A 22,417-nucleotide genomic window follows, 5' to 3' on the forward strand; every position below is an offset into this window, starting at 1 on the left:
GAGGATGAGGACCTGTGGCAATTGAGTATGAAAAGGAAATGAAGAGCGGGACAGTAGAGCAGCGCATGGTGTACGAATCGGGGAACGAAATGGCCGCTTACGCCGCCCACCAAATTAATTATCATATTATGGGCTACTATCCGATATCGCCGTCGACGGAAGTTGCGCAATTTCTCGACTTGATGAAAGCGAACGGACAGCACGATGTCAAGCTCATTCCGGCGGATGGAGAGCATGGTTCGGCAGGAATTTGCTACGGCGCATCGACGGCAGGCGGACGCGTATTCAATGCGACGAGCGCAAACGGATATATGTACATGCTTGAGCAGATGCCGGTGCAATCGGGCACTCGCTTCCCGATGGTCATGAACTTGGTATGCCGCTCAGTCTCAGGACCGCTCAACATTCACGGTGATCATTCGGATTTATATTTTGCGCTCAATACGGGTTGGCCAATCTTGCTCTGTCGTGATCCGCAAGCGGTATATGACATGAACATTATGGCAATTAAGCTGGCAGAGGATGCGGAGGTCCGTCTTCCGGTGCTCGTCGCGTTCGACGGCTATTTTACATCGCACCAGAAGCGCCGCGTGCAGACGTTCGCTCACCGGGAAGACGTTCACCAGTTCATCGGGGAGCAGCCGGTGCGCGGCTTCGCCGACACGCTTGATCGGCACAATCCGATTACGGTCGGGCCTTACATGAATGAGCCGGATTACATTAACAACTGTTATCAGCAGTCCATGGCCATGTATAAAGCCGGCGAGGTGTTCGACCGCATCCGCCAAGAATATGCCGAACTGACCGGACGCGATTATCCGATTCTTGATCTGTACCGGATGGAAGATGCAGAGGTCGCCGTGTTTTTGTTGAATTCGGCGGGAGAGATTATTAAGGACGTTGTCGATCAATTGCGGGCAATGGGAATTAAGGCAGGGGCTATATCGCCGAACATCATCCGTCCATTTCCGGCGAAGGAGATCGCCGAGGCGTTGGCGCATGTGAAAGCCGTTACGGTCGGCGACCGTGCGGATTCCTATGGCGGACACGGTGGAAATATGGTGAATGAAGTGAAGGCGGCGCTCTTGACACACGGCAACCGCGACACGATGATTATTAACCGAATTTACGGCTTGGGCGGTAAAGATTTCTATTCCGAGGACGGTCACGCTTTGTTCGAATGCGCCTTGGAGGCTGTGCAGAAGGGGCACGTGGAGAAGCCGTTCGATTATTACGGCCACACGCCAGGCGATGCGGCAACAACGCCTCAGCGGGTGCTGGAGCCGATGAAATATGAGGATTTGAAGACCGGGCTTATTACGGTCAAGCAGGATGAAGAGACAGGCAAGCTGAATGTCCGCATTCCGCCCTTGCGCCAATTGACGAAGAAGCCGAAGCGCATCGCCCCGGGACATGGCGCATGTCCGGGCTGCGGCATTTTCTCAGGCTTGGAGTTGTTCTTCAAAGGGATTGAAGGGGATATCGTGGCCCTCTTCCATACGGGCTGCGCAATGGTGGTGACGACGGGCTACCCGTATTCCGCTCATAAAGCAACTTATATTCACAACCTGTTCCAGAACGGAGCGGCAACCTTGTCCGGCGTCGTCGAAATGTTCTGGGAGCGCAAACGGAGAGGCGAGCTTGACGCATTGAATTTGCCGGACGACTTCACGTTCGTCATGATAACGGGCGACGGCGGCATGGATATCGGTATGGGCCCGGCCATTGGAGCCGCTCTGCGCAATCATAAAATGATTATTTTGGAATATGACAATGAAGGGTATATGAATACCGGTGCCCAATTGTCCTATTCGACACCGCTGGGGCACCGCACCTCGACTTCCAACGTAGGCACCGTACAGGCGGGCAAGATGTTCCATCATAAGGATACGGCGCAGATTATGGCTGCGACGAACATTCCTTACGTATTTACGGGCAGCGAGGCTTATCCCCAGGATTTGCTCAAGAAGGCAGCGAAGGCGCAGTGGTATGCCCAGAACGAAGGGCTGGTGTACGGCAAAATACTCATCACTTGTCCGCTGAACTGGCTGTCCGAGGATAAGATGGGCACGCAAATCGTAAATGCGGCCGTAGAATCCTGCTTCTTCCCGCTCTATGAGGTGGAGCGCGGTGTAACGAACATTACGTACAATCCGGAAGAGAAGAACAAGAAAATCCCGCTCTTGGATTGGCTTAATATGATGGGCAAGACGCGACATATGGCGAAGCCGGAAAATGCGGACACCCTTCATCGATTCGAGCATGAAGTGGATCGCCGGTGGAGCGCGTTGAAAGCGAAGCACGAGCATCCGGATTTATAAGGAACAAGGCAAACCTGTGAGGCATCTTCATTTCCTGAATGATGCTGCGCAGGTTTTTTTTTGTGAGCAAGGCAAGAGTCGTTAAAGTACTCTTTTGTTCACTCTCCCCATGATTCAGACTGAGCAAGGAACAGCCTAGAAACTGAAGGCAGTGGCTTATATGATAAGATGCGGGTGAGCTCATATTCTTTTTTTTGGAACACATTCTCAAAAATTCCTGTAAATGAAAAGAAAGTCTGATATGATCCCGGTAGTAGAGAGCAATTGACTTTTCCGACTGGTGACTTGATAGGGTTCTCGTTTTTCTGAATTAAGGGGCCTCGACAGAGGTTTTCTCATTAGGTCACCCTGCGCTATACTTAATTAAATAGCAATCGATGTAGAAAAGGGAGGAAAGCGAACATGATGCCAACCGGACATTCCGATTCAACACTACAAGCCCATGCGAATCAGCTGGCAGACTGGCTAAGCCGCAGCCGTTCCGTCGTCTTCTTCGGCGGCGCCGGCACTTCGACGGAGAGCGGAATTCCCGACTTTCGCTCCAGTGACGGTATTTTTGCGGATGATGAGACATTCCGCCACCCGCCGGAGGTCATATTAAGCCGGTCCTTTTTTGAACACGATCCGGACACGTTTTATCGTTTTTATCGAGCGAAAATGATTCATTCAGCGGCCAAGCCAAATGCGGCCCACCGTGTTCTGGCTCAGCTGGAGCAAGACGGCATCGTCAAGGCCGTGGTCACGCAGAACATCGACGGCTTGCACCAAGCGGCAGGCAGCGAAGAGGTGTGGGAGCTGCATGGCTCCATCCATCGCAACGAATGTACGAGTTGCCGGGCGAAATACGGACTGTACAGCGTGCTGCATAGCGAGAGCGCAATTCCGGCGTGCTCCGAGTGCGGCGGCATGCTGAAGCCGGACGTTGTGCTGTACGAAGAGCAGCTGCATGATGACGTAATCGCGCATGCCGTCGCGCGAATTCGTGAAGCGGATTTGCTCATCGTGGGCGGGACTTCGCTCACGGTGCAGCCGGCCGCCAGCTTTATCAGGCTGGCGGCCAAGGCGAAGCTCATCTTGATGAACCGGTCGGCAACGAGCGTGGACGCATATGCGGATGCAGTCTATCGCGAACCGATGGGTGCGCTGTTCGATGCAGCTTATAAGCAGCTACGAGGAAAAGGGGAATAAGAGCATGCGGATGATGGGGATTGACTTGGGTACGACGAATCGCAAAGTCGGCCTGTTTGACGAGACCGGAGAGCTGATTGGTCAAGTGAGCCGTCCGACGGAAACGGTTGATTCGAATGAAGGCTTTGTCACATATGATCCGGAAGCGCTGTGGAATGACGTGGCCACGATGATTCGGGAGCTGATGGCAGCTTACGGGACAGAGCCTGTCGCCTATATCGGCATTACAAGCATGGCGGAGAGCGGATTGCTCGTGAATCGCAGCACCGGAGCCGTGCAATCTCCGTTTCTGCCTTGGTTCGAGACATGCTCGGCCCCGCAGGCCGAGCGGATTCGCCGTGAAGGGACACCGCTAGAACTGTTCCAACGGACAGGGCTGCATTTATCCTTCAAGCATGGCTTAGCCAAGCTGCTCTGGCTGAAGGAACGTGATCCGGACATGTTCGACGATGCCGTGTGGCTGTCCGTATCCGGTTATATTGCTTACCGCTTGACGGGCGTGATGGCGTGCGACCCGACCCTCGCGACGCGCACATATGCTTACAGCATCCCGAATCAGGCGTGGGATAAGGAGTGGATTCGCCACTTCGGCTTGAACGAGGACGTATTTCCGGAAGTTCGTCCGAGCGGTGTTCCGCTTGGCTCCGTCACTGCGGCCACGGCTGCGGCGCTGCACCTGCCGGAAGGGGCGGCGGTAGCTATCGGCGGGCACGATCATGTATGTGCCGCACTGGCTGTCGGCGCCGTCGATCCCGGTGATGTGTATGTATCGATGGGGACGGCGGAGACGCTCGTCGGGACAATCGAGAAGAGGGCATTGGGCCAAGCTGAATTTGAAACGGGATTATCCTATGGCTTTCATGTCGTCCCAGGGTACCATTTCTGGATGGGAGGCAACGCTTCCTCCGGCGGTGCCGTGGAATGGATTCGACGGCAGTTGGCAGATGAGGCCTTATCCTACGAGCAGATTAAAGAACTGATGGTTGAGGTGAATGATGGGCCGGGCGAAGCGATGTTCTTCCCGTACTTATCGGGCAGCGGCGCGCCGTTCCCGAATTCACGCACACGGGCGGCATTGATCGGGCTTGCGCAATCCCATGGCAAGAAGGAATTGCTGCGCGCCGTCTTTGAAGGGACGGCCTATCAGCTTGAAATGATCCGGCAGAGCGCCGAACGGAACTCGGAGCATGCCATTCGCTTCATGCGGGCGGTTGGAGGCGGTACGAGACTGCCGGCATGGCTGCAGATGAAGGCGGACATTTCCAACATTACGCTCGTCGTGCCGCCGATTGAAGAAGCGACGATGCTGGGGGCGGCTTGTGCGGCCGCGCTTGGCGCTGGATATTACGGCAATGCCGAAGAGGTTCGGGTGGCGATGCAGAGCCGCGGTGTCGTGGAATATGCGCCGGATGCGGTGCGCCATGAGCGTTACCGTCAAGCATTCGAGGAGCGCTATGTTCCGATGGCAGCACATTTAAGAGGCTTATCATGACAGGTTCATAAGATCAATAAAGCCGCCTGTGGCCGATTAGCGCTGCAGGCGGCTTGTGCTTGTTCAGTTTTCTTTTTCAGCATGGACGACAGCTTCTCAACTCCGCGGCGCGATAATTCGGATATCGCGGCGACTTGCTCACTCCTACGAATGAATTGTACAGGGTGTATAATAAGCATGACCAATATCCTCTAAAATGCCTGTTCCTATTTGTTGCGTTTGCCGGGTTGATTTAGTTCCAGTGTGCTGTTTCTGTATATGGTGGGCGACTGTCCATAGAAACGCCGGAATTGCCGTGAGAAATAAAGTGCGTCAGGTATGCCGACAGAGGCGGCGATTTGCTCTATGGTCAGATTCGGACGTTCTCGCAGCAGCTGCCTTCCTTTGTCGATGCGCAGCTTCAAGAGAAAGGTGACTGGTGTCATCTCAGTGACGCGTTTAAAGATGCGAGACAAATAGGCACGGCTATAACCTAAGCTGTCCGCGATTTGCTCGATGGAAAGCGGATGTGCATATTGCGTTGACATCATTTGAATCATTTGTCGCACCGTCTGTTGAATTTCGGATTCTGGTCTGAGACGAACATCGTCACCAACACTGCGCTGATGATCCGCATAGTCCGCCATAATGAGATGGAGACAGCCGTGCGCGATTAAATCGGCAGACATGTCGCGCTGCTGATAAGCATGCCGAATGCGGTCCATCCATTGCGGAGCTTCACATTGCAAGCCTGCGCTGACGACCGGTCGCTGTGGCGTAAAGCCGGCAGCGCGCACGAGGGACGCGGCGCGTTCTCCCTTGAAGGCGATCCAGCGGTATTCCCATGGGGAACGGGCATCGGACGCGTAACTGACCAGTTCATTGGGCGCAATGAGAAAGGCGTCCCCGGGTCCGAGCGGATAGGACTTCGTCTCGGTTATAAATGTACCGTGACCATCCATAATATGATGCAGCAAAAAGTAGTCATACAGCTTGGGACCGAGTCTGTGGGACGGATGAGTCTGACTCTCGCCGGAGAACAGGACATGAATCCCTTCCCGTTCGATCAACATCGGATTGGAGGCTACGGAATAAGTTTCTTCCTTTTGCCATGCAGTCTGTGCCGGTTCATCGGCAGCATTCGGCCTGTTCAGGTCTTCTATGGAGTGTGTCATGCTCTCCCCCTTACGCTAACCGTTCTATCGATGTCTATTGTATCATGGAATTGAACCGAGGTCACATTTGTCTATATGATGTGCACATCGCTATATTACAGACTCCCACGTATTTCAGTATGATAAATGTATGAAGTGCAATTACGGAAACCTATCAGGTGCTCATGCAGTCTTGCCAGTGGATGCTTCCGAAGCGAGTTTGCTTGCGCAAACTTTTAACTGCGCTCCTCCTTCTTCGAGGGATGCTTCTGATGTAGTTTTCTTACGAAATCTTGTACTTCTCGGTGCTGAAAAGCTGCCTTTTTGAACACGAACTTATTAGGAGGTAAATTGTGATGGAAGCAAACGCATTGCTCTCACGATTCGAACAGGAATTTGGGACAAGTCAATTGCCGGTTCGTTTTTTCCATGCTCCAGGTCGGGTGAATCTGATTGGTGAACATATCGATTATAACGGAGGCTTCGTCCTTCCGGCTGCTTTGGAGTTCGGGACGACATTGCTGATTCGTCCGCGTGATGACGACATGATTCGCTTGGTCACGACCAATTTCGATTTTCAACGTAATGTAAATATAGCGGATATCAATCATGCGAAGAGCGGAGAGTGGACGGATTACCCGATCGGTGTCATGGTCGAGCTGGAAGAGTCCGGACGTGGCATGACGAACGGGTATGACTTGCTGTTCCACGGGGAAATTCCGAACGGAGCAGGACTGTCATCGTCTGCTTCATTGGAGGTCGTGACCGCTTATGCCTTGTTGATCCTGGAAAGGCATGGGATTGACCGTACGGATATCGCCGTATTGTCCCAACGGGCAGAGAATCGATTCGTTGGCGTCAATTGCGGTATTATGGACCAGTTCGCCGTAGCGAATGGCAAAGAAGGCCACGCCATTCTGCTCATGTGCGATACGCTGGAATTTACGCATGTGCCGTTCCGTACGGACGGTTATAAGTTGGTTATTGGCAATACGAACAAGCGCCGTGGACTGGTCGATTCCAAGTATAACGAGCGCCGTTCACAGTGCGATCAAGCGGTTCAGGCGTTACAGAGCGTGTTCTCTGATCTTGAATTGCTGGCACAGCTTAGCGCAGAACAGTATCAAGCGAATAAGCAAGCGATTGTCGATGAGACCGTACGCAGACGGGCGGAACATGTCATCGCGGAGAACGACCGTGTGCTGCAGTCGGTGGAGGCTCTCAAAGCGAACAAGCTGGAACGCTTCGGCGAGCTGATGATTGCTTCGCATGAATCGTTGCGCGACCTGTATGAGGTCAGCTGTGCCGAGCTTGACGTGATGGTGGAGGAGGCGCTGCAGGTGGAAGGGACGCTTGGCTCGCGCATGACAGGCGCCGGCTTCGGCGGCTGCACCGTATCCCTCGTGAGCGAAGCGGCGGTCGAACGCTTTATCGCACAGGTCGGTGAAGCATATGAGCAGCGTACCGGATTGAGAGCAGAGTTCTATGTATGCAACGTCGGTGACGGCGTACATGAGATAACAGAACAGATAGCTGCAATGAAGGGGGAGGCATAATCGATGGCTGTATTAGTAACAGGCGGTGCAGGCTATATCGGATCCCACACGGTAGCGGAATTGCTTGCGCGTGGGGAAGAGGTTGTTATTGTTGATTCATTAGAGACCGGGCATCGGACATCGGTGCTGGGTGGTGCGCTTCATGTCGGAGATATCCGTGACAAAGCCTTCTTGGAAGGCGTCTTCGGGCAGCATGACATCGATGCGGTCATACACTTTGCTGCTTACTCTCTAGTAGGAGAAAGCATGCAGAACCCAGCCAAATATTATGACAATAATGTGCATGGCACACTCGTGCTGCTGCAAGTGATGCAGCAATTCGGCGTGAAGCGCATCGTCTTCTCTTCGACAGCAGCGACGTACGGCGAACCGGAGCGGACGCCGATTGAAGAGACGGCCAAGACGAACCCGACGAACGTATACGGCGAGACGAAGCTGACGATGGAGCGGATGATGCGTTGGTTCGACGAGACGCACAGCTTGAAGTACGTGGCGCTTAGATACTTTAATGCGGCGGGAGCGCACGAGAGCGGGCTTATCGGCGAAGACCACTGTCCAGAGACGCACCTGGTGCCGATCGTATTGCAGACCGCGCTTGGCAAGCGAGACGAAATTGCTGTCTTCGGCAACGATTACCCGACAGAGGACGGCACTTGCATACGGGATTACATTCACGTAAGCGATTTGGCGGATGCCCACTTGTTGGCAGTGGACTACTTGCGGCAGGATGGTGAGAGCGACGTGTTCAATTTGGGTAGCGGCAATGGTTTCTCTGTCTTGGATGTCATTCACACGGCTGAACGCGTGACGGGACTGTCGATTCCGACGGTCATTCGCGAGCGTCGTGCCGGTGACCCTGCCGTGCTCATCGCCTCCGCCGACAAAGCGAAGTCGATTTTGGGCTGGAAGCCGAAGCGGGAGAACATGGAGATTATTATTCAGAGCGCATGGCGCTGGCATCAAGCGCATCCGAACGGATACGTGGAATAGGGAGGGGAAGGACGATGCAAGAGTCAGCCTTAACCGAGCGTGTTGCCTTGCAAATCGAAAGGTTGATTCGCTACGCGCTGCACAAAGATATGATTGCCACATCCGATCTGCCATATGTCCGCAATCAATTGCTCGATCTGTTCCATATTGCCGAACCTTGCGCAGGATACGAAAGCGACACATGGAGCGATATTCCAGATGAGCCCCAAGCGATGCTTGAAGACCTGCTCGATTATGCTTATGGCATCGGGATCATACCGGACAATACGGCAACCCGGCGCGACTTGCTTGATGCGAAGATTATGGGACTGCTAATGCCGCGTCCATCGGAAACGAATGCGCGCTTTGAGCAGCTGCGTGTGGAGAGCGGAATTGAGCGGGCGACCGATGACTTTTACGAGTTAAGCAGGAACTGCAATTACATTCGGGTGGACCGCGTCCGGAAAAATGAATACTGGCTTCATCACAGCGAATTCGGCGCTATGGAAATGACAATCAATCTGTCTAAGCCGGAGAAAAGTCCGCAGGAGATCGCGCAGGCAGGGCAGGCGTCCGTATCGGACTATCCGAAGTGTCTGCTCTGCTCCGATAATGTCGGATATGCGGGCCGGCTCAATCATCCGGCTCGTCAAAATTTGCGCGTCATACCGCTGCAATTGAATGAGGAACCGTGGTTCTTCCAATACTCGCCGTATGTATATTACAACGAGCACAGCATCATATTCCGCAAGGAACATGTTCCGATGACGTTGACTCGCAGCACCTTCAGCCGTCTGCTGGCGTTCACGGAGCAATTTCCGCATTACTTCATCGGATCGAATGCGGACCTGCCGATTGTAGGCGGCTCCATTCTGAGTCACGACCACTTTCAGGCGGGCAGACACACGTTTCCGATTGAGAGAGCGCCGATGGACGCGGAATTTACGCATTCTGCCTATCCGGGGGTGACGGCGGGCATCGTGCAGTGGCCGATGTCGGTGTTGCGTCTGCGATCCGATAATAAGGAGATGCTGCTGCAGTGTGCAGATGAGGTGTACGAGCAGTGGAAGTGCTACAGCGATCCTAGTGTAGAGCTGCTTGCTTCGACATCCGGATCTGACGGGGAAGTAAGGCATAATACGGTGACGCCGATCGTGCGGCGCCGCGGGGCGCAGTATGAGATGGATCTCGTGCTGCGGAACAACCGTACCAACGAGCAGCATCCGGAAGGCATCTTCCATCCGCACCGCCACCTCCACCACATCAAGAAAGAAAATATCGGTCTGATCGAAGTGATGGGGCTGGCAATACTCCCGGGCCGTCTGAAGCAGGAAACCGAACGAATGGCATCTGTGCTGACAGGTCAGGATGATTGGCAGACGCTGCGGCTCCAATTGGATGAGAAGGACGCTCTATATCCGCACGCCGCTTGGATTGAGGCGATGCTGGAGAATGCGGGCACGACGAATTCACAAGCAGAAGCGATAGACATCATCCGCAATGAAATTGGAACGAAATTCGTTGAAATTTTGGGGACTGCAGGTGTGTTCAAGCAGGACGGGCAAGGGCAGGAAGCGTTCCAGCGTTTTGTATCCAGAGCTGGATTTCAGAGTTGAATTATTGGGAGGCGAAATGATTGAATCACATAAGTGTCAATAAGATACAGCATGAACGTTTTGGAGAAAGTCTGAAGCTGGAGAACGGAACTTATTGTATGATTGTGCCGCTTACCTACGGCATTCGAATTATGCATCTAAGCTTAGCGGATGGTGAAAATGTCTTTTTTGAGGATATCGAAGGCAGCGTCCGTCAGGAGGGACCTGAATTTCATGCAATGGGCAGCGATGGATGGCTGCTGCGCGGCGGGCACCGTCTCTGGGCAAGCCCGGAAGCATATCCACGCACCTATGCGCCAGACGATAAGCCTATTGAGTATGTATTGACCGAATCGGGAGTCAAATTCATCTCACCGATCGAGCCGTGGACCCATATCAGCAAAGAAATTGAACTTCTTCTATCTGATGAAGAGATTACAATTCGCCACGTCATCACGAACAAAGGGCCATGGCCAATCGAGCTTGCGCCTTGGGCGATATCGGTCATGGCGCCGGGAGGCATTGCGGTCGCTCCACAGACGAAACGTGAAACCGGCTTCTTGCCGAACCGTTCGATCTCGTTGTGGCCGTATGCGAAGATGAACGACGAGCGCGTCACTTGGGGCGAGGAGTTGATAACGGTTCGTCAATCCTCCGAATTCCAACAGGCTTTTAAATTCGGGATGCACAATGAGGAAGGCTGGGCGGCGTATATCCGAAGCGGCGTTGCGTTTGAAAAGCGTTACGAGCCGCAGCAGGACGTCCATTACCCGGATTTCGGCAGCTCGTTCGAGCTATATACGAACGCTCACATGCTGGAGCTGGAAACATTGGGGCCGTTGGTCACGATCCAGCCGGAACAGACGGCGAGCCATACAGAATATTGGCGTCTCACCGCATGCCAAGATGCAGACGACTATATACGCCTCAGATCGGCAGCCCAATAAGCTTGCAATATTGCAGCACCCTCTCCATCCGGATAACGTTGAATCGGCTTTAATGCGAAGAAAATACCGGGAGGAGAGGGTATGTTTTTACCACTGAGATATGTTTAAGTTCTCTTCGGAAGGCCTCGATAGAGATTTTCTCATTCAATTGCCGGAATTGATACGAAAGGGTCTTTACAAGCGGATGGAAGGACGGTCATAATGAATCCGTGGGAATCATTGCTCACCAATGAAGGGAGAGATATTATGCGTATTCGGAAGTGGCTGGCACTCGGACTAGTTGCCATGCTCGTCGTGCTGACGGGTTGTCAATCGATCGGCGGGCTTGATGTTGCGAAGGTACTGAAACAGCAGCTTGACGTCAAATCGGCTGAATCCAAGAGTACCGTTTCATTAAAGCTTGATCTCGCTGACAATGCGAAATTGAGCGATGAAGACAAGCAGATCATTCAATGGTTGAATGATGCGCAGATTACCATTGATGCGAAGACACAAGACATCACACATGTGTCAATGGAGGGCAAGCTGAAGCTGGCGGGCCAGGAAGTGCCGTTCAAATTAGGCAAGCAGGATACTGCTATGGCATTATGGGTGGAAGGAGCGAAATCACCACTTATTATTAGCGATCCTGGTTTGGTTGCAGGTATCGGCATGCTGCCGACGGATGAAGTGACGAAGCAAGCGCAATCCTTCATGAAATCGACGGTGGATTTGTTAGTCAAGCATGCCCCGAATCCGAAGCAAGCGGACGTATCGTCGGTGAACGAGCAAGTTGCAGGCGAATCCTTGTCGCTCAAGAAGCTGCACATGGAATTTACCGGGGAGGAATTGATTCCTTGGGTGAAAGAAACGTTGCAATCACTTTTGAAGGATGAAGCGGGATTGAAGGCATGGTTCCAAGAGATGGGCAAATTGTATGCGCCAATCATCACGGCAGGCATGGGACTGTCTCTCGGGGATGAATCCGGTCAGCTGGATTTCTTGAAAGACGGTGAAGTGCTCGGCTTGACGGCGTACAAGTGGGTCATGGAAAATGCTCCGAAATGGGTGGAAGAACTCGATGCCGCTTATGCCAAGCTCGTAAAAGAAACGCCAGAGCTGGCAACGGTGTTAGGACCGAATACGAAGCTGACGCTGGACTATTATGTAGACGGACAGTCTAATGTTCGCAAATCTTCCATACAGTTGAATGTGGCACTGCCTGCAGGCCAAGAAATCCCGTTAAAAGGCATTACATATTCGATCACATCGGAATTGAGCAACATCAATGGCAACGTGAAGGCGGATGTTATCGATACGGCGAATGCTGTGAAGATGGACGATCCGAACATGACGCCAGGAAAGTGGCTGAATCATTTCGATTCCAACTCGGTTGTATATAGCTGGTTGAAGGGAATGGGCATTACGAGCAAGATCGCAATGCTGCCTATGAAGAGCAGCGAATACGACGATTGGTTCTCTGACGATCCGCTTCCTTACAACAAAAACGGCAGCATGATGGCACCTCTTAGTGAAGTGGCGCAGCAATTCGATGCAGATTTGAAATATGACAGCAGCACGAAGCAAATCGCTATCATTGATGATATTACAGGCAACCGCATTGAAATGAAGCTGGGCAGCAAGGAAGCGACAGCCGGCGGGCAGGCAATGACACTGCCGGTTGCGCCGGAACTGAAGGACGGAATGATTTTCGCTCCACTTCGTTCGCTCGGCGACATGCTCAACTTTACGATTAAGTTCGAAGAGACAGAGTATGCCAGTTGGATTATGCTTGAGCGCAAATAAATAGACGCAGCACAAAGGAAGCCAAAGCTTGAACCGGATGGTTCGGGCTTTGGCTTGTTGCATTTGTAGAAGGGTTCTGACAAGAAGATTGCCTAGCAGGCGTTATTTATAACCAACTAAGCGGGACATTTCCTTCGTCATTTGCAGCAGCGCGCTGAGCCAGCGGTCTACATTCGGTTCCATTCGGTCACTTGGTCCGATGAGACTGATGGAGGCATTTACACTGCCATCGGCTTGATAGATCGGGGCAGCGATACCCGTAACACCGACATTGCGCATGTTGGAGCTAATCTCATAGCCACGGCTGCGAATGAGTTCGAGACGACTTCGTATTTCGCTAAGATCGGTGAGCGATTGTTCCGTAAACGCGGTAATTGGCTCTTCGAGTGCAGCATCCCACATTTCCTCCGGACTGAAGGCGAGAATAACGCGCGATGCGCTTGTCGCGTACAGCGGGAAGCGGCGGTACGCATCGATGATGAAGCGGATAGGCAAGGGAGAATCCAGCTTGTCCACATAGATGGCATCACGATGGTCACGAATGCAAAGACAGACGGATTCTTTCGTCAATTCAGCCAACTGCTGCAAATAAGACCTTGAGAAGCTGACCCAATCATCATCATGCTTTACTTTGTTGCCCAGCTCCAGAAGGGTATATCCGAGCGAGTACAGCTTCGTTTGCGGATTCTGCTTGATGAATCCTTCGCTTTCAAGCGTCGACAGCATTTTATGCACGGCCCCTTTGGACCACTGCAGTTCCTTGCTTAGGTCGGTGACGCCCCATTCTTTGTTGCCGTTAATAAATACTTTAAGCAGCGTACAGCATTTCTGTACGGAAGTCAGATAGTGTTCCATACCCTCTCTCTCCCTACCCTGCATCTCAATAGAGTTTGTTCAAAAAGGTTCCTTTTCGAACACGCACCAATATGCAAACAAAACGATGATTGCAAATATGTTTTCCGTAAGACATCGAAAATTCACGAATGTGTTCAATATTTTTCCTGATAAGTGATTAAAATGTGACAAAATTCATGGTATCTGTATTGAACATACCAAATCGCTGTGCTAAAATCAAACCAATATTCACCATTCATAAACAGTGTTCACTATATGTGAACGAATTAGGGAGGAAAATAATGAAGGTACGTCGTTGGGCTTCCTTGATATTGGCTTTGACGTTAGCAGGAACTTTGTTGGCAGCTTGCGGAGAATCGGTTTCAACCCAAACTAATGGAAGCGATTCCAATTCAACTGCGATTGCAGGCGAACTGATTGTTGCGGGAAATGGCGCGACGGTCGAAGCCTTGATGAAGGATGAAATTTTTAAGAAGTTCAATGACAAATACCCAGAGGTCAAGCTGTCATATGTGTCGGGCGTGTCGACTGATATTGTAGCGAAAGTCACTGCCCAGCAAGGCTCGCCGCAAATAGACGTCGCCGTCATCGAGGGAGGTGAACAAGAGGCGGGACGCGCAAAAGGGTTGTGGGAAACACTTGACTCGAGCCAAATTCCGAATATGTCCAAGGTTGACGAATCATTAAAGGTGAACGAGAACAGCGGCGTAACCGTCAACTTTACCCCAATGGGTATTTCGTATAATGCCAAGCTTGTACGGGAAAAAGGGCTGCCTGTCCCTGAATCATGGAATGACCTGGCTCGTCCGGAGATGAAGGGAAATATTACGCTGACGGAAATGTCCAGCAATTTCGGACGATCCGCTACCATTATGCTTGCTTATGCCAATGGCGGATCCGAGAAAGACATGACCGCAGGGTTCGATAAACTGAAAACGATTGCCGGGTATATGCCGACCTTTGCGAAGACGGCCGCCCAGCTGCAGCAAAATTTGCAAAATCATACATCCGTATATACAGCATGGACGATGGCGCGCAGCGTTGTGCAGAAGGATCAAGGTGTGGAGCTTGAATTCGTTATTCCGCAGGAAGGGGCAAATATCGTGCCGAACGTTGCCTCTTTGGTGAAAGGCGCCAAGCATCCGGAGGCTGCAAAAGCGTTCATTGATTTCCTGTTGACGGAGGATGTCCAGATTTTGTACGCGACCAAGCTGTATTATAATACGGCCGTCGATGTGAAATTGCCGGAGGACACGGGGAAGCTGCTTGATTTCGACAAGAGCAAAATTGTCGCACTTGATTATGAAGTCATCAGCCAAAAAATGAAAGAATGGCTAGATACGTTTAATAAAGAAGTAGCACCTCAGGTCGGCAAACAATAATTCGTGTTCAAAAGAGACTTTTTTGAGCAACCATTCATGGCGAATACTTATCGGAGCGGAGGCATGTTCATGACACAATATGACGTAGAACTGCAGGGCGTGCACAAGCGCTTTGGAGGAACGGCCGTCGTTGACAATTTCAACTTGCAGGTGGAACGGGGAGAGTGTGTCACATTCCTCGGTCCTTCAGGCTGCGGGAAGACGACGACTTTAAATATGATCGCTGGCTTCCTAGAACCGGATGGAGGGGAACTGCGCATTAAAGGCAAATCGATGAATGGGGTCCCTGCGAACAAGCGCGATCTCGGCATGGTGTTCCAGACCTATTCGTTGTTCCCGCATATGACCGTGGAAGAGAATGTCGCTTACGGTCTGAAGCTGAGAAAGACGTCCAAGCGTGATATGCAGGTACGCGTGCGCAAGGTGCTCGAACTGGTGAAGCTGCCGCATGTAGCCGATCGTTATCCGAAGCAGCTATCCGGCGGACAGCGTCAGCGTATTGCGATTGCCCGGGCGCTGGTGACAGAACCGTCGTTGCTCTTGCTTGACGAGCCACTCAGCAACTTAGATGCGAAGCTGCGGGAAGAATTGCGCGAGGAGCTGAAGCGGCTGCAGCAGGAGATTGGGGTAACGACTATTTTCGTCACGCATGATCAGGAAGAAGCAATGTACTTATCCGACCGTATCGTCGTCTTGGACCACGGGAAGGTGGAGCAAATTGGTGCGCCAGAGGACATATACCATTCCCCAGCGTCCGCATTTGTGCACGAGTTTATTGGGAAATCAAATCGATTTGAGGCGGTCGTCACCTCCCAGTCAAACGGCATGGGGGCGCTCGTGACGACAAACGGCATCACATTGAAGGCGGAGCAACATATGTATTCGTTCCAGGAAGGGGAGCGGGTGTCGGCTTATATCCGCCCCGAGCATATCCGAATGGCTGCAGCTCATGAGGAACGCGATGCCAAGGCTGGCCTTGGTGAAGACAATACAGTCTTTGGCACGGTTCGCCTCATCTCTTTCCTCGGATCCTATGGCGAGCTTATCGTCGACGTGGAGGGAACTCCGGTTACCGTTCGTACGCATACGCTGCGCCGTCAGGCGGGGTTTGGCGAAGGGGAGCGCATCAAGCTCATATGGGATGCCCATGACGTCAGCGTCTTTTCGTGGAAGGAGGAGTAAGCGATGTCCAAGCTTGCGCGCAACAAAGTGTGGGCAGCGCTGCTGCTGCTCGTCCCGAGCTTCATTATTATCTTCGGCGTGTTCGTGCTGCCGATGCTATACATGCTAATGATTAGCGTTCGTGAAGACGGAGGAACGGGAGCGTGGACAGCTGCTCAGTATAAGCTCTTTTTTCAAGACCCCTATTATATTGAAGTGTTATGGCGCACGGTCAGGCTTAGCTTGTGGACGGTGCTGGCTTGCCTTATTCTTGGTTACCCTGTGGCGATGTATATGGCGAGAGCAACGCCCAAGATGCGCGGTTTCATTACTTTTCTTATTTTATCGCCGCACTTAATCAGTGTTGTCATACGCAACTTCGGCTGGGTCGTCATTTTGAGCGATAACGGCTTTATTAACAATACGTTATTGAAGCTTGGGCTTATCGATAAGCCGTTGCGCTTGCTTTACAATGAGCTCGGCGTCGTTATCGGGTTAACGGATTCCCTTATTGTCTACATGGTGCTGGCGGTGGCCACGAGCCTGTATGCGGTAGATGCTTCATTATATAAGGCGGCCGGAATCCTCGGGGCATCCAAGGCGCGCATGTTCTTCAGCGTGACCTTGCCGCTCAGCATGCCTGGCATCTTTGCGGGCACGACGCTCGTATTCAGTCTGGCAATGAGCGCGTTCGTGACACCGGCCCTTATGGGAGGCACTTCTGTAAAGGTCATGCCTGTCATCGCGTATGAGAAGATGATGGCTGCTTACGATTGGTCGCTTGGAGCGGCGCTTGCTTTCTTGCTGCTCGGTTCGACACTGGGGTTGGTTGCGTTCTTTACGAAGCTGGTCGAGACGAAGCGCCATAAGGAGGTGTTCTCATCATGATGAGGGAGTCAGGACGTTTCCGCCTCACCCCGCTTGGTCTAATTACGTTCTTTGTCGTGCTGATGGTCATCTCACCGCTGCTTATTATCGTTCCTACCTCGTTCACATCGACAGGTGTGCTGAGATTTCCGCCGGAAGGCTTTTCACTGCAATGGTATATCAAAATATTCGATCGACCCGAATTCGTCGATTCCTTCTGGTTCAGCTTGAAGCTGGCGGTGCTGGCCGCTGTCATTGCAACGCTCTTCGGCACGCTGGCTGCGTTGGCGCTTCACAAATACAGGCCGCCCGGCAGCGGTGCGATTAACGCTCTCTTGCTGTCGCCGCTAACGGTGCCTTCACTCATTATCGGGATTTCAGCACTCTTATTCTTTACACGGATCGGGCTCGCAGGAACGTTTACAGGACTTCTCTTATCTCATATACTCATTTCGGTGCCGTACGTAGTGCGGCTGGTGTTAACTGGACTCAGCTCCTTCGATTATACATTGGAACGAGCGGCTGCTATATTGGGCGCTCACCCGATACGCACCTTCTGGGACATTACGCTCCCGGTCATCCGGCCAGCGATCTTCTCCGGAATGGTGTTCGCCTTCTTAACTTCATTCGATAACGTGACGGTATCGCTCTTTCTCATTTCGCCGTCGACGACCACGCTGCCGATGGCGATATTCAACTATATGCAGGAGTCGCTGACTCCGCTTGTCGCTTCGATTTCATCCATCATGATTTTACTTAGTCTTATTTTTATTTTCATCTTAGAACGGGTATATGGATTAGACCGCTTATTCGGTTCCAATTCGCATTCCCATTAAGGCAGGTCGAGAACCTATGAATTTTGTATCGCAGCTCGAAAGTTGGTTGCCGGACATGGTCGCTCTCTTAGCGGAGAGTGTCAACATGGATTCACCGTCCACGGACAAGTTATTAACGGACCGGATGATCGGTTGGTATGCTGCACGCTGCAGCGAAGTTCTCCAAGCACGGGTAGAGCGCGTTCCGAACCGGCAATACGGAGATCGGTTGGCCGTTCGTGTAGGCAATGGTCCGAGGCAAGTTCTGCTGGTCGGCCATGCGGATACGGTATGGCCTGCTGGCGAGGCGAAGCTCAGGCCGTTCCGAATTGATGGGGATCGCGCTTTCGGTCCTGGCGTCTACGATATGAAGGCAGGTCTTATTCAAGCATTATTTGCATTAAAATTGCTGCAAATGACAAATAAACTTTCCCAACAGCTATCAATTGTGTTATTAATTAATAGTGATGAAGAAATTGGGAGTCCCACCTCCCGGCAATGGATCGAATCTTATGCGCGCAAGAGCGAGGCCGCCTTCGTGTTGGAGCCTCCCATGGAACCGTATGGAGCGGTAAAGACCGCCCGCAAAGGCAGCGGTCGCTTCCTGCTGTCCTTGGAAGGACGGTCAGCCCACGCCGGAGTCAACCCGGAGGCGGGCGTGTCCGCAGTAGAGGAGTTGGCGCGACAGATTATAAGATTGCATACTTGGTCCGAACCAAGCCGCGGCATTTATATCAACGTAGGTGTCGTAAACGGGGGCATCGGTGCGAATGTCATTGCAGATCGCGCGACGGCGGAAATTGATGTTCGCGTGCAGACGATGGACGATTTTCGGCATTTTGCAGCGAGAATGAACCATCTAACGCCCTTTCATCCCGAAGTTCGTATGCAAATGACTGGGGATATGAATCGCCCGCCGATGGAAAGAACGAAGCAAATCGAACGACTGTTCAATATCGCCCGCGGGGCTGCCTGGGATCAATTGAACCTTGATCTCGGTGAAACGAGCACGGGCGGAGTCAGTGATGGGAATTTTATTGCAGCATGCGGAACGCCGACATTGGACGGGCTTGGAGTCCGCGGAGACGGAGCACATTCATCGTCAGAATATATATGGCTTACAGAACTTCCGCGCAGAGCCGCATTGTTGGCTGGCATCTTAGAACGCTTATAAAGGATCTTACGCCAAGGGAGAGTGACGACAATGGCCAAGTCGTTAGGGTCAAGCACGAATATTATTATTCGTATGGAAATTGATAAAAATCAGTGCACATTTGCACAAGTTGCAGCAGCTATCGGTGAAGGCGGCGGTGACATTGTTGCGATTGACGTCATTCGCGGCACAGCGGCATCAACAGTTCGCGACATTACGGTGAACGTATATGACGGCAGCGTAGGCGATCGCATCGTCCAACATTTGAAGCAAGTGGAAGGCGTCAAAATCGTTAACGTATCGGACCAGACGTTCCTGCTTCATTTGGGCGGAAAAATTGAAATGCAGCCAAAGGTTCCGATCCGGAACCGCGATGATTTGTCGCGTGTCTATACCCCAGGTGTAGCACGTGTCTGTATGGCAATTCACGAGGATCCTTCTCGTGCCTATACGCTGACGATTAAGCGGGATACGGTTGCCGTCGTCTCAGACGGAACGGCCGTGCTCGGACTGGGCGATATCGGGGCGATGGCCGCGATGCCGGTCATGGAAGGGAAGGCGATGCTGTTCAAGCAATTCGCGAATGTCGACGCGTTCCCGATCTGTCTCGATACGCAGGATACGGAAGAGATTATCCGGACGATTCAAGCGATCGCACCAGCCTTCGGCGGCATCAACCTGGAGGATATTTCAGCACCGCGCTGTTTCGAGATCGAACAGCGTCTGAACGAGCTGCTTGACATCCCGGTCTTCCATGACGATCAGCACGGTACGGCTGTCGTCTTGCTTGCCGGTATTTTGAACTCGCTGCGCATCGTCGGCAAGCGGATAGAAGATTGCAAGATCATATTGTGCGGCATCGGCGCAGCTGGAATGGCATGTACGGAAATGCTAATGTCTGCTGGAGCGGTCAACGTTATCGGCGTCGATCGGCAAGGAGCGCTTAATCGGGATGAATTGTACGCGAACGAGGCTTGGAACCGTTTTGCGGCGAAGACGAATCCGAATGGTGAGCGCGGCATGCTGTCTGATGTCATTAAAGGGGCGGACGTGTTCATCGGCGTATCGGGTCCAGGTGTGTTGAAGAAGAAAGACGTATCTGCGATGGCGTCGGATCCGATCATATTCGCGATGGCGAACCCGACACCCGAAATCGATCCAGAGGAAATCGAAGGCATAGCCCGCATTATTGCGACTGGCCGCTCGGATTACCCGAATCAGATTAACAATGTGCTCTGCTTCCCAGGGTTGTTCCGTGGCGTGCTGGATTGCCGCGCCTCCAAAGTGACCGAGCGCATGAAGCTGGCGGCGGCCCATGCGATTGCGGAAGTGGTGTCCCCTGAAGAATTAAGTGAACTATATATTATTCCGAGCGTCTTTAACACGCAGGTCGTGTCCAAGGTTCGCGACGCGGTGGTGGATGCCGCGTATGCAGATGGTGTGGCTCGCCGGCGTGATTATCGAGACAGCACGAACAAAGGAGTATAGAGAGAGCAATCATGTTTGCGCTATTAAAAGACGAATCTTTGTTAGAAGCTTATCAAGAAGCGCTCCGCATGGAGTTGGAGCCTTCTTTCCTAGAGCTGCTGCGCATTGAAATCGAGAGCAGGAAGCAGGGCGGCAGCCATCTTCATCACACAACGCAATAAAGAAAAATTCACATTCGTGTGAAACATACATCCAACAAGCCATCTTTCGACAGCAGTGAAGAAAGATGGCTTTGTTTATATATGGAACAAGAAAGCTATAAAAACACCCATTTTTCACCTGAAAAATACCATAAATATCAAACGTTTATATTGACGAGACGGCATAAATATATACAATTATGTCAATGGCACGTTACTGGGTTCATGCTTTTGTGCGTTAAATCATAAAAGCGGTAATTGACCATCGGTGCGTCGCATTAGTGCAGGTTATAATTCAGCCCATATCGAGGGAGAAGAAAGGGGAAAGCAATTATGAAGTCAAGTCGTCATTTCGTTCTAGCGGGGATTCTTACGGTAATGATGCTGTTCACTGCAGCTTGCGGCGGCAGTGAAGCAACCAACGGAGGGGATGCAGGAGCCGGGAACTCGTCTACCGCAGTTGGTTCAGACACGAAAAAAGAAGCGGCAGGCAAAGTGAAAATCGGCGTAGCGCAGGTCGTAAACCATACGTCGCTTGATGAAGCATACAAAGGATTTCTTCAAGCGCTCAAGGATAACGGATATGTCGAAGGCGACAATCTGGAAATCGATTATCAGAACGCGCAGGGAGACAACTCGAATGCGGCAACGATAGCGCAGAAATTTGCTACGGGTGGCGTTGACCTTATATTAGGCATCGGCACCTCTGTGTCTCAAGCGGCGGCAAAGGAAGCGCAGGATATCCCGGTTCTGTTTACTGCTGTAACGGACCCGATTGGGGCAGGCTTGGTGAAGAGTATGGAGAGTCCGGGCGGTAACGTGACGGGAACGACCGACCTGCACCCGGAAGCGATTTCGAAGCTGATGGAGTTTATCAAGAACAATGTGAAGGACGTAACGGCGGTCGGCATATTAGCCAACGAAGGCGAGCAAAACACGATCGTGAACGTGACGCAAGCGGAGGAGGCGCTGACAAAGCTGGGCTTAACCGTTCATAAAGCGCCGGTCACGAACAGCTCTGAAGTGAAGCAGGCTGCCGAATCGCTTATTGGCAAGGTGCAGGCAATCTATGTGCCTTCCGACAATACGGTGGTCAGCGCATTAAGCGCTGCGGTTGGCGTAGCGAATGACAACAAAATTCCGCTGTTTGTGGCAGAGAAGGATTCGGTCAAGAACGGCGGTGTGGCATCCTATGGCTTTGAATATTTCGATCTTGGTTACACGACAGGCAAAATGGCAGTAGAAATATTGAAGGATGGCAAGAAGGCGTCGGATATCGCGGCCAAATTCCCTGAATCGCTTGATCTTGCCTTGAACTTGAAGGCTGCGGCAGCGCAAGGCTTTGAAGTGTCGGATGCGCTAAAACAAGAAGTGAAGCCAGATAACTTATTCGAATAAAAGCGATATCGCATCTGCCGAGGTACTGAGCGGAACGAAATGTATGGTCGGCAAGAACGGTCGGCAAGGTGACGGCACGTTGTCCGGTGAAGACGGATAATACGACCTGCATCATTGGAGGCCACTGAAAAAGTCCCTTAGTCCTGAAAGAGACCATTCTTCATTTTTTTGA

General features: G+C 52.1%; 18 protein-coding genes. 16 read left to right on the forward strand and 2 right to left on the reverse strand.

What is annotated here, in order from left to right:
* Window positions 1-14: 14 nt before the first annotated feature.
* The 3 genes from LQV63_RS20895 (at window position 15) to LQV63_RS20905 (ending at window position 5,001) form a co-directional block, all read left to right on the forward strand.
* A complete protein-coding gene (locus LQV63_RS20895) occupies window positions 15-2,321 on the forward strand; it encodes a thiamine pyrophosphate-dependent enzyme (protein ID WP_233698151.1) in 2,307 nt (768 codons plus the stop codon).
* A gap of 402 nt (window positions 2,322-2,723) precedes the next feature.
* Window positions 2,724-3,509, forward strand: a complete 786-nt coding sequence (locus LQV63_RS20900) for an NAD-dependent protein deacylase (protein WP_233698152.1) — start codon at window positions 2,724-2,726, stop codon at window positions 3,507-3,509.
* On the forward strand, window positions 3,472-5,001 hold the full coding sequence (locus tag LQV63_RS20905) for an FGGY-family carbohydrate kinase (RefSeq protein WP_233698153.1): 1,530 nt from the start codon (window positions 3,472-3,474) through the stop codon (window positions 4,999-5,001). Before LQV63_RS20900 ends, LQV63_RS20905 begins: the two co-directional genes overlap by 38 nt.
* A gap of 206 nt (window positions 5,002-5,207) precedes the next feature.
* On the opposite strand, the gene LQV63_RS20910 is transcribed toward LQV63_RS20905, so the two are convergent.
* Window positions 5,208-6,155, reverse strand: coding sequence for an AraC family transcriptional regulator (locus LQV63_RS20910; RefSeq protein ID WP_233698154.1), 948 nt, complete (start codon window positions 6,153-6,155; stop codon window positions 5,208-5,210).
* Between the two features lie 335 nt (window positions 6,156-6,490).
* Here LQV63_RS20910 and LQV63_RS20915 point away from each other — a divergent pair, with 335 nt between their 5' ends.
* The 5 genes from LQV63_RS20915 to LQV63_RS20935 all read left to right on the forward strand — a co-directional run bounded on the left by LQV63_RS20915 (window position 6,491) and on the right by LQV63_RS20935 (window position 12,986).
* Window positions 6,491-7,690, forward strand: coding sequence for a galactokinase (locus LQV63_RS20915; protein ID WP_233698155.1), 1,200 nt, complete (start codon window positions 6,491-6,493; stop codon window positions 7,688-7,690).
* A 3-nt stretch (window positions 7,691-7,693) separates the two neighbouring features.
* Window positions 7,694-8,680 carry a UDP-glucose 4-epimerase GalE gene (gene galE / locus LQV63_RS20920; protein WP_233698156.1) on the forward strand — a complete coding sequence of 329 codons (987 nt, stop codon included), beginning with the start codon at window positions 7,694-7,696 and terminating at the stop codon, window positions 8,678-8,680.
* A 14-nt stretch (window positions 8,681-8,694) separates the two neighbouring features.
* Entirely contained in the window at window positions 8,695-10,275 is a 1,581-nt protein-coding gene (locus tag LQV63_RS20925; RefSeq protein WP_233698157.1) for a UDP-glucose--hexose-1-phosphate uridylyltransferase, read from the forward strand.
* A 20-nt stretch (window positions 10,276-10,295) separates the two neighbouring features.
* The gene (locus LQV63_RS20930; RefSeq protein WP_233698158.1) at window positions 10,296-11,201 is read left to right on the forward strand and encodes a DUF4380 domain-containing protein; all 906 of its coding nucleotides are present in this window, start codon (window positions 10,296-10,298) and stop codon (window positions 11,199-11,201) included.
* 201 nt (window positions 11,202-11,402) lie between these two features.
* Complete coding sequence (locus LQV63_RS20935; protein WP_233698159.1) at window positions 11,403-12,986, forward strand: copper amine oxidase N-terminal domain-containing protein; 1,584 nt, start codon at window positions 11,403-11,405, stop codon at window positions 12,984-12,986.
* 102 nt (window positions 12,987-13,088) lie between these two features.
* On the opposite strand, the gene LQV63_RS20940 is transcribed toward LQV63_RS20935, so the two are convergent.
* Complete coding sequence (locus LQV63_RS20940) at window positions 13,089-13,841, reverse strand: IclR family transcriptional regulator (RefSeq protein ID WP_019423581.1); 753 nt, start codon at window positions 13,839-13,841, stop codon at window positions 13,089-13,091.
* Window positions 13,842-14,122: 281 nt separating this feature from the next.
* Between LQV63_RS20940 and LQV63_RS20945 the strand changes: the two genes are divergently transcribed.
* From LQV63_RS20945 to LQV63_RS20980, 8 genes are all read left to right on the forward strand, one after another.
* Window positions 14,123-15,223: an ABC transporter substrate-binding protein gene (locus LQV63_RS20945; protein ID WP_233698160.1), complete on the forward strand. Its 1,101-nt coding sequence runs from the start codon at window positions 14,123-14,125 to the stop codon at window positions 15,221-15,223.
* A 69-nt stretch (window positions 15,224-15,292) separates the two neighbouring features.
* Window positions 15,293-16,405, forward strand: coding sequence for an ABC transporter ATP-binding protein (locus LQV63_RS20950; RefSeq protein ID WP_233698161.1), 1,113 nt, complete (start codon window positions 15,293-15,295; stop codon window positions 16,403-16,405).
* A gap of 3 nt (window positions 16,406-16,408) precedes the next feature.
* A complete protein-coding gene (locus LQV63_RS20955) occupies window positions 16,409-17,272 on the forward strand; it encodes an ABC transporter permease (RefSeq protein WP_019423578.1) in 864 nt (287 codons plus the stop codon).
* Window positions 17,269-18,087, forward strand: coding sequence for an ABC transporter permease (locus LQV63_RS20960; RefSeq protein WP_233698162.1), 819 nt, complete (start codon window positions 17,269-17,271; stop codon window positions 18,085-18,087). Before LQV63_RS20955 ends, LQV63_RS20960 begins: the two co-directional genes overlap by 4 nt.
* Before the next feature lie 16 nt (window positions 18,088-18,103).
* A complete protein-coding gene (locus LQV63_RS20965; RefSeq protein ID WP_233698163.1) occupies window positions 18,104-19,240 on the forward strand; it encodes a M20 family metallopeptidase in 1,137 nt (378 codons plus the stop codon).
* A gap of 30 nt (window positions 19,241-19,270) precedes the next feature.
* Window positions 19,271-20,707 (forward strand): NAD-dependent malic enzyme, encoded by a 1,437-nt coding sequence (locus LQV63_RS20970; RefSeq protein ID WP_233698164.1) that lies wholly within the window; start codon window positions 19,271-19,273, stop codon window positions 20,705-20,707.
* Between the two features lie 11 nt (window positions 20,708-20,718).
* Entirely contained in the window at window positions 20,719-20,868 is a 150-nt protein-coding gene (sda, locus tag LQV63_RS20975) for a sporulation histidine kinase inhibitor Sda (protein ID WP_019423574.1), read from the forward strand.
* A gap of 312 nt (window positions 20,869-21,180) precedes the next feature.
* Window positions 21,181-22,245 (forward strand): ABC transporter substrate-binding protein, encoded by a 1,065-nt coding sequence (locus tag LQV63_RS20980; RefSeq protein ID WP_233698165.1) that lies wholly within the window; start codon window positions 21,181-21,183, stop codon window positions 22,243-22,245.
* Window positions 22,246-22,417 lie beyond the last annotated feature (172 nt).

The sequence above is a fragment of the Paenibacillus profundus genome (assembly GCF_021369635.1).
GTDB lineage: Bacteria > Bacillota > Bacilli > Paenibacillales > Paenibacillaceae > Paenibacillus_B > Paenibacillus_B profundus.

Excerpts from the sequence above, each read along its gene's own strand:
- LQV63_RS20900 (WP_233698152.1), top strand. The coding sequence starts at position 2,724 with ATGATGCCAACCGGACATTCCGATTCAACACTACAAGCCCATGCGAAT.
- LQV63_RS20905 (WP_233698153.1), top strand. The coding sequence starts at position 3,472 with ATGCAGCTTATAAGCAGCTACGAGGAAAAGGGGAATAAGAGCATGCGG.
- LQV63_RS20910 (WP_233698154.1), bottom strand. The coding sequence starts at position 6,155 with ATGACACACTCCATAGAAGACCTGAACAGGCCGAATGCTGCCGATGAA.
- LQV63_RS20915 (WP_233698155.1), top strand. The coding sequence starts at position 6,491 with ATGGAAGCAAACGCATTGCTCTCACGATTCGAACAGGAATTTGGGACA.
- galE (WP_233698156.1), top strand. The coding sequence starts at position 7,694 with ATGGCTGTATTAGTAACAGGCGGTGCAGGCTATATCGGATCCCACACG.
- LQV63_RS20925 (WP_233698157.1), top strand. The coding sequence starts at position 8,695 with ATGCAAGAGTCAGCCTTAACCGAGCGTGTTGCCTTGCAAATCGAAAGG.
- LQV63_RS20935 (WP_233698159.1), top strand. The coding sequence starts at position 11,403 with ATGAATCCGTGGGAATCATTGCTCACCAATGAAGGGAGAGATATTATG.
- LQV63_RS20940 (WP_019423581.1), bottom strand. The coding sequence starts at position 13,841 with ATGGAACACTATCTGACTTCCGTACAGAAATGCTGTACGCTGCTTAAA.
- LQV63_RS20945 (WP_233698160.1), top strand. The coding sequence starts at position 14,123 with ATGAAGGTACGTCGTTGGGCTTCCTTGATATTGGCTTTGACGTTAGCA.
- LQV63_RS20950 (WP_233698161.1), top strand. The coding sequence starts at position 15,293 with ATGACACAATATGACGTAGAACTGCAGGGCGTGCACAAGCGCTTTGGA.
- LQV63_RS20955 (WP_019423578.1), top strand. The coding sequence starts at position 16,409 with ATGTCCAAGCTTGCGCGCAACAAAGTGTGGGCAGCGCTGCTGCTGCTC.
- LQV63_RS20960 (WP_233698162.1), top strand. The coding sequence starts at position 17,269 with ATGATGAGGGAGTCAGGACGTTTCCGCCTCACCCCGCTTGGTCTAATT.
- LQV63_RS20965 (WP_233698163.1), top strand. The coding sequence starts at position 18,104 with ATGAATTTTGTATCGCAGCTCGAAAGTTGGTTGCCGGACATGGTCGCT.
- LQV63_RS20970 (WP_233698164.1), top strand. The coding sequence starts at position 19,271 with ATGGCCAAGTCGTTAGGGTCAAGCACGAATATTATTATTCGTATGGAA.
- sda (WP_019423574.1), top strand. The coding sequence starts at position 20,719 with ATGTTTGCGCTATTAAAAGACGAATCTTTGTTAGAAGCTTATCAAGAA.
- LQV63_RS20980 (WP_233698165.1), top strand. The coding sequence starts at position 21,181 with ATGAAGTCAAGTCGTCATTTCGTTCTAGCGGGGATTCTTACGGTAATG.